The sequence below is a fragment of the Amycolatopsis thermalba genome, from assembly GCF_003385215.1.
Classification (GTDB): domain Bacteria; phylum Actinomycetota; class Actinomycetes; order Mycobacteriales; family Pseudonocardiaceae; genus Amycolatopsis_E; species Amycolatopsis_E thermalba.
In genome coordinates, this window is the sequence record NZ_PQHW01000095.1 from 1 (window position 1) to 5,463 (window position 5,463).

The window sequence follows — 5,463 nt, forward strand, 5'->3', positions numbered from 1 at the left end:
GGGCCGGTCGTGGGGGCACGGTTGGACCAGTCGCGCGGGGGGGGGTGTGTGGGTGGGCTTGTCGTGCGGGTGTGAGTGGGCCAGTCGCGCGGCCAGTGGTGCGTGAGTGGGCCAGTGGTGCGGGCACGGTTGGGCCGGTCATGCGCGCCCCGCCTTTGTGTGGCGGACCAGTGCGATGAACAGCGGTGCCCCGAGCAGGGCGGTCACCACCCCGACGTCGATCTCCTCGCGGGCGATCACCCTGCCCAGCACGTCGGCCAGCAGTAGCAGCGCGGGGGCCAGCAGGGCGCAGTACGGCACCACCCACCGCTGGTCGGGGCCGGTGATCGCGCGCACCATGTGCGGCACCGCCAGTCCGACGAACACCAAGGGGCCCACGGCGGCCGTCGCGGCGCCGGCCAGCAGTGTGACCGCCACCAGGGTCAGGGCGCGTGTCCAGCCGAGGTGCGCGCCGAGCGACTTGCCGGCGTCGTCGCCCAGGGCGAGGGCGTTCAAGGGGCGCGCGAGGAACAGCGCGAGCACCAGGCCGGCCACCAGGAACGGCAGCACGCGCACCAGGGTGCCGCCGTCCGCGCGCTCCAGTGACCCCACCGTCCAGAACCGCATCTGGTCCAGCGTCTGCGTGTCCAGCAGGGTCATCGCTTGGGTCAGGCCCGTCAACGCGGCCGACACCGCGGTCCCGGCCAGCGCCAGCCGCACCGGCGACGCGCCACCCCGGCCGGCGATCACGTACAACACGAAACCCGCGACGGCCGCCCCCAGGAAGGCGAACCACACGAACGCCCGCAGATCCGTCACCCCGAGCACCCCGACCGACAGCGCGGCAGCCGTCGCCGCGCCCGCGTTGATGCCCAGCAGACCCGGGTCAGCGAGGGGGTTGCGCGTCAGCGCCTGCATCAGCGCCCCGGCCATCCCCAGCGACGCGCCCACCGCGATGCCGATCAACGTCCGCGGCACCCGGATCGACCAGACCACATAGGACGAATCCGAACCGTCCCGGTGGAACAGTGCGTCGAGGACAGTCCCGAGTGGAATGGACCGCGAGCCGACCGCGATGCTCAGCAGGGCCACCGCGACGAGCACCAAGAGCGCGACGAGCAGCCCGGCCACCCGCGACGACGCCGCCACGCGTGGCCCCCGGTCCGGGGTGGCCTGGGTGGGTGCACCGGTGGTCACGGGCGTTCTCCTGGTGCGGGGTGGGTGGTGGCCCGGTGTTCCGCCCAGTGCGGGTGGCCGTGGTCCCTGGCGTGATCAGTGGCGGCTCGGGTGGGTGCGCCGGTGGTCACGGGTGTTCTCCAGATGCGGGGTGGGTGGTGGCCCGGTGTTCCGCCCAGCGCGGGTGGCCGTGGTCCCTGGCGTGATCAGTGGCGGCTCGGGTGGGTGCACCGGTGGTCACGGGTGTTCTCCAGATGCGGGACGGGCGGTGTGGTGGCGGTTGCCGGTGCTCGCCTGGCGTTGCGTCCGGCGCGGGTGGCAGTGGGCGGCCGAAGCGCCAGCGCTCACCCGGCGATCCGCCTCGCGAGCGCGGCCTTCGACACCTTCCCGACCTTCGTCAGCGGGAAGCTGTCCAGCACCTCCACCCGGTCGGGCAGCTTGTACGCCGCCACCCCGCGCGACCGCAGGAACGCCGTCACCTCGCGCAGCGTCGGCGCCTCCCCGCGCACCACCAGGAACGCGCACGTCCGCTCACCCATCACCTCGTCCGGCATCCCGACCACCGCCGCGTCGTGGACGGCCGGGTGGGCCAGCAGGTGGTTCTCCAGCTCCTCCGCGGGAATCTTCTCGCCACCGCGGTTGATCTGGTCCTTGACCCGCCCCTCCACGACCAGGTGCCCGGACGGCAGCACCCGCACCACGTCGCCGCTGCGGTAGAACCCGTCCGGCGTGAACGACCGCGCGTTGTGCTGCTCGGCCCGGTAGTAACCACGCAGCGTGTACGGCCCGCGCGTCAGCAGTTCGCCGCTCTCGCCGGGCGCCACCGGGTCGCCCTCCTCGTCGACCACCAGCACCTCGTCCGCCGGGCACAGCGGGCGGCCCTGCGTGGTGATCTTCAGCTCGTCCGGATCGTCCAGCCGGGTGAAGTTCAGCAGCCCCTCGGCCATCCCGAACACCTGCTGCAGATCGCAACCCAGCGTCGCGCGCACCCGGGAGGCCGGCTCCGCGTTGAATTTCGCGCCACCCACCTGGAGCAACTGCAGGCTCGACAGGTCCTCGTCCATGAACTCGGCCGCGTCCATCCACAGCAGCGCGACCGGCGGCACCACCGCGGACACCGTCACCCGTTCGCGTTCGATCAGCTCGAACGCCGTGTCCGCGCTGGGATCCGGCGCCAGCACCACCGTCCCACCGGCGGCCAAAGCGCCGAGCAGCCCCGGCGAAGCCAGCGCGAAGTTGTGCGCCGCGGGCAACGCCACCAGGTACCGCGTGTCGGCCGAAAATCCGGACACCGAAGCGCTCGCCCGCGCGTTGTACAGGTAATCCTGGTGCGTCCGCGGGATCAGCTTCGGCGTGCCCGTCGTCCCACCGGACAGCAGGAACAACGCCACGTCGGAAGGATCCGGCGCCGCCAACGAGACCGGCGCCGCGGACGGCAGCGACTGGAACTCCGCCGGCTCGCCGACCACGAACACCTGCCGCACCGACGGCACCGTCTTCTGCACGGTCCGCGCCAGCTCGCGGTAGTCGTACCCGGCGTCGTCGCTGTCCGCGACCACGTACGCGACGGCCTCGCTCAGCTCGCACAGCGGCACGATCTCGCTCTCGCGGTGCGCGGGCAGCGCCAGCACCGGCAGCACGCCGGCCCGCAGGATCGCGAAGAACAGAGCCACGAACTCGGGCACGTTCGGCAGCTGCACCACGACCCGCTCACCCGGCCGCAACCCCGCCGACACCAGGCCGGCCGCCAGACGCGACGCCCACGCGTCGAGTTCGGCGTAGGTCCACCGCGCACCGTCGGCCGCCACCAGCGCGACCCGGTCCCCGTGCGCGGCCGCGCCTTCGGTCAGCAGGACGTCGAGTGGCTGTCCGGTCCAGTAGCCTCCGGCGCGGTACTCCGCCGCCAGGTCCTCGGGCCAGGGCACACAGCCGTGCAACATCGTCAGCTCCCTCGATCGCGCGAACTTAGGTTAGGCTAGCCGACGTTACGAAGGGAAGGTGCTCGTGCGGCTCGGGGAAATGGTCATCGACGTCACGCCGCTACGGAGCGCATCCGCGTACCGGCTGGTCTTCGCCGCGCAGACACTCACCGTGCTGACCACGGCGCTCACGAACGTCGCGATCAACCTGCACGTCTACCAGGTGACCGGGTCGTCGGTCCAGGTCGGACTGGTCAGTCTCGTGTTCGGCATCGCGTTGCTGGGCGGGCTGCTCGCCGGCGGGGTGATGGCCGACCGGGTCGACCGCCGCCGCCTCATTCTCACCACGCGGGCGACCGTCGCGGTCGTGCTCGGCGGGCTGGCGGTCAACGCCGCGATCCCGCACCCGATGCTGTGGTTCGTCTACGTGGCCGCGATCCTCGCCGGCGCGATCAACGGCCTCGGCGGCTCGGCGCTGATGGCGGCGATCCCCGCGCTGGTCAGGCCGGAGCACCTGACCGCGGCCGGCGCGCTGATCACGGTGACCAGCCAGTTCGGCGCGATGGTCGGCCCGTCGATCGCCGGGGTGATCGCGGCTGGGCCCGGCGTCGCCGCGTGCTTCGCGATCGACGCGCTCGGCTACGTCGCCGCGGTCGCGCTGATGTGGCGGCTGCCCGAGCTGCGGGCGGGCCGGCCGGACGAGGACCACCAGCACCCGTTCCACGCGATCGCCGAGGGTTTCCGGTTCCTGCGGCACAACGCGATCGTGCGCGGACTGCTGCTGATCGACCTGTGGGCCATGCTCTTCGCGATGCCCTACGCGCTCTTCCCGCAGATGGGCACGGAGGTCTTCGGCGGCGGCCCGTCCGCGGTCGGCCTGCTCTACACCGCCCCGGCGGTGGGCGCGTTCCTCGGCGCGCTGGTCAGCGGCTGGACCGGACGGTTCCGGCACAGCGGCCGCGCGCTGATCGCGTCGGTGCTGTTGTGGGGACTGGCGATCACCGCGTTCGGCCTGTCCGGCGAGCTGTGGCTGGCGCTGCTGTTCCTGGCGCTCGCCGGGATCGGCGACACCACGTCGGAAATCCTGCGCCGCGCGCTGCTCCAGCACCACACGCCCGGCCACCTGCAGGGCCGGGTCAGCAGCCTGTGGCTCGCGCAGGCCACGACCGGCCCGGCCGTGGGCAACGCCGAAGCCGGGCTCGCCGCGCGGCTGCTCGGCCCGGCCGGCGGGATCGTGGCCGGCGGGATCGTGTGCGTGCTCGGCGTCTGCCTGGTCGCGGTGACCATGCCCGGACTGCGCCGGGCCAGCCTGCAAGGAGAACCATGCCACTCGCCGACGTCAACGGCATAAAGATCAACTACGACGACCTCGGCTCCGGCGATCCGGTGGTGCTCGTGATGGGCACCGCCGCCAACGGCCGGGTGTGGCACCTGCACCAGGTGCCCGCGCTCCTCGACGCCGGCTACCGGGCGATCACGTTCGACAACCGCGGGATTTCGCCCGCCGAACCGGGTTTCACCATCGACGACCTGGTCGCCGACACCGCCGGCCTGATCGAGCACCTCGACCTCGGCCCGTGCCGCCTGGTCGGCACGTCGATGGGCGCGCAGGTGGTCACCGAGCTGATGCTCGCGCGTCCGGAACTGGTCAGCCAGGCCGTGCTGATGGCGACGCGCGGCCGCCCGGACGCGATGCGGGCGGCGATGGGCGCGGCGGAGAAGGAGTTGCGGGACAGCGAGATCGCGCTGCCCGCGAAGTACGAGGCCGTGATGCGGGCAGTGCAGAATCTCTCACCCCGCACGCTGAACGACGACGCGGCGATCGCGGACTGGCTGGACATCTTCGAGATGTCGCCGACCCTGTGGACGCCCGGCCTGCGCGCGCAGCTCGACCTCGACATCACCGAGAGCCGCCTGGACGCCTACCGCGCGATCGACGTTCCCTGCCTGGTCATCGGGTTCGCCGACGATCTTCGCCTGCCCGCGTACCTCGCGCGTGAGGTCGCCGACGCGATCCCGTCCGCACGGTACGTGAAGATCGCCGACGCCGGGCACTACGGATATCTGGAGCGCCCGGACGCGGTCAACGACGCTCTCGTCACCTTTTTCGCCGCTGGACACTCTTAGTATCGCCTTACTAAGGTAAGCCTCAGTTGACCTGACGGCACTGGAGGCTTGGCGTGACTAACCCCTTCGACGACGACAACGGGCGCTTCTACGCGCTGGTCAACGACGAGGGCCAGTACTCGCTGTGGCCCACCTTCGCGGAGGTGCCCTCGGGCTGGCGGATCGTGTTCGGGGAGGACAGCCGCCAGGCGTGCCTGGACCACATCGAGGCCAACTGGACCGACATGCGGCCGCGCAGCCTGGTCGAGAGCGAGTCCTGAGG

Annotated in this window: 5 protein-coding genes; 3 read left to right on the forward strand and 2 right to left on the reverse strand. The window is 71.9% G+C overall.

All coding sequences use genetic code 11. The features are described 5' to 3' along the window. Positions 1–138: 138 nt before the first annotated feature. Both D0D15_RS28095 and D0D15_RS28100 read right to left on the reverse strand, forming a co-directional pair. Complete coding sequence (locus D0D15_RS28095; protein ID WP_208646196.1) at positions 139–1,176, reverse strand: FecCD family ABC transporter permease; 1,038 nt, start codon at positions 1,174–1,176, stop codon at positions 139–141. A 323-nt stretch (positions 1,177–1,499) separates the two neighbouring features. Then, positions 1,500–3,095, reverse strand: coding sequence for a (2,3-dihydroxybenzoyl)adenylate synthase (locus tag D0D15_RS28100; RefSeq protein ID WP_094003847.1), 1,596 nt, complete (start codon positions 3,093–3,095; stop codon positions 1,500–1,502). Between the two features lie 64 nt (positions 3,096–3,159). On the opposite strand from D0D15_RS28100, the gene entS reads away from it, so the two are divergent. The 3 genes from entS to D0D15_RS28115 are packed head-to-tail and all read left to right on the forward strand — an operon-like array spanning position 3,160 to position 5,461. Next, on the forward strand, positions 3,160–4,425 hold the full coding sequence (gene entS, locus D0D15_RS28105; protein ID WP_233157091.1) for an enterobactin transporter EntS: 1,266 nt from the start codon (positions 3,160–3,162) through the stop codon (positions 4,423–4,425). Then, on the forward strand, positions 4,398–5,201 hold the full coding sequence (locus D0D15_RS28110) for an alpha/beta fold hydrolase (protein WP_094003849.1): 804 nt from the start codon (positions 4,398–4,400) through the stop codon (positions 5,199–5,201). Before entS ends, D0D15_RS28110 begins: the two co-directional genes overlap by 28 nt. Before the next feature lie 53 nt (positions 5,202–5,254). Continuing rightward, positions 5,255–5,461 carry an MbtH family protein gene (locus tag D0D15_RS28115; protein WP_094003850.1) on the forward strand — a complete coding sequence of 69 codons (207 nt, stop codon included), beginning with the start codon at positions 5,255–5,257 and terminating at the stop codon, positions 5,459–5,461. Positions 5,462–5,463: the final 2 nt, after the last annotated feature.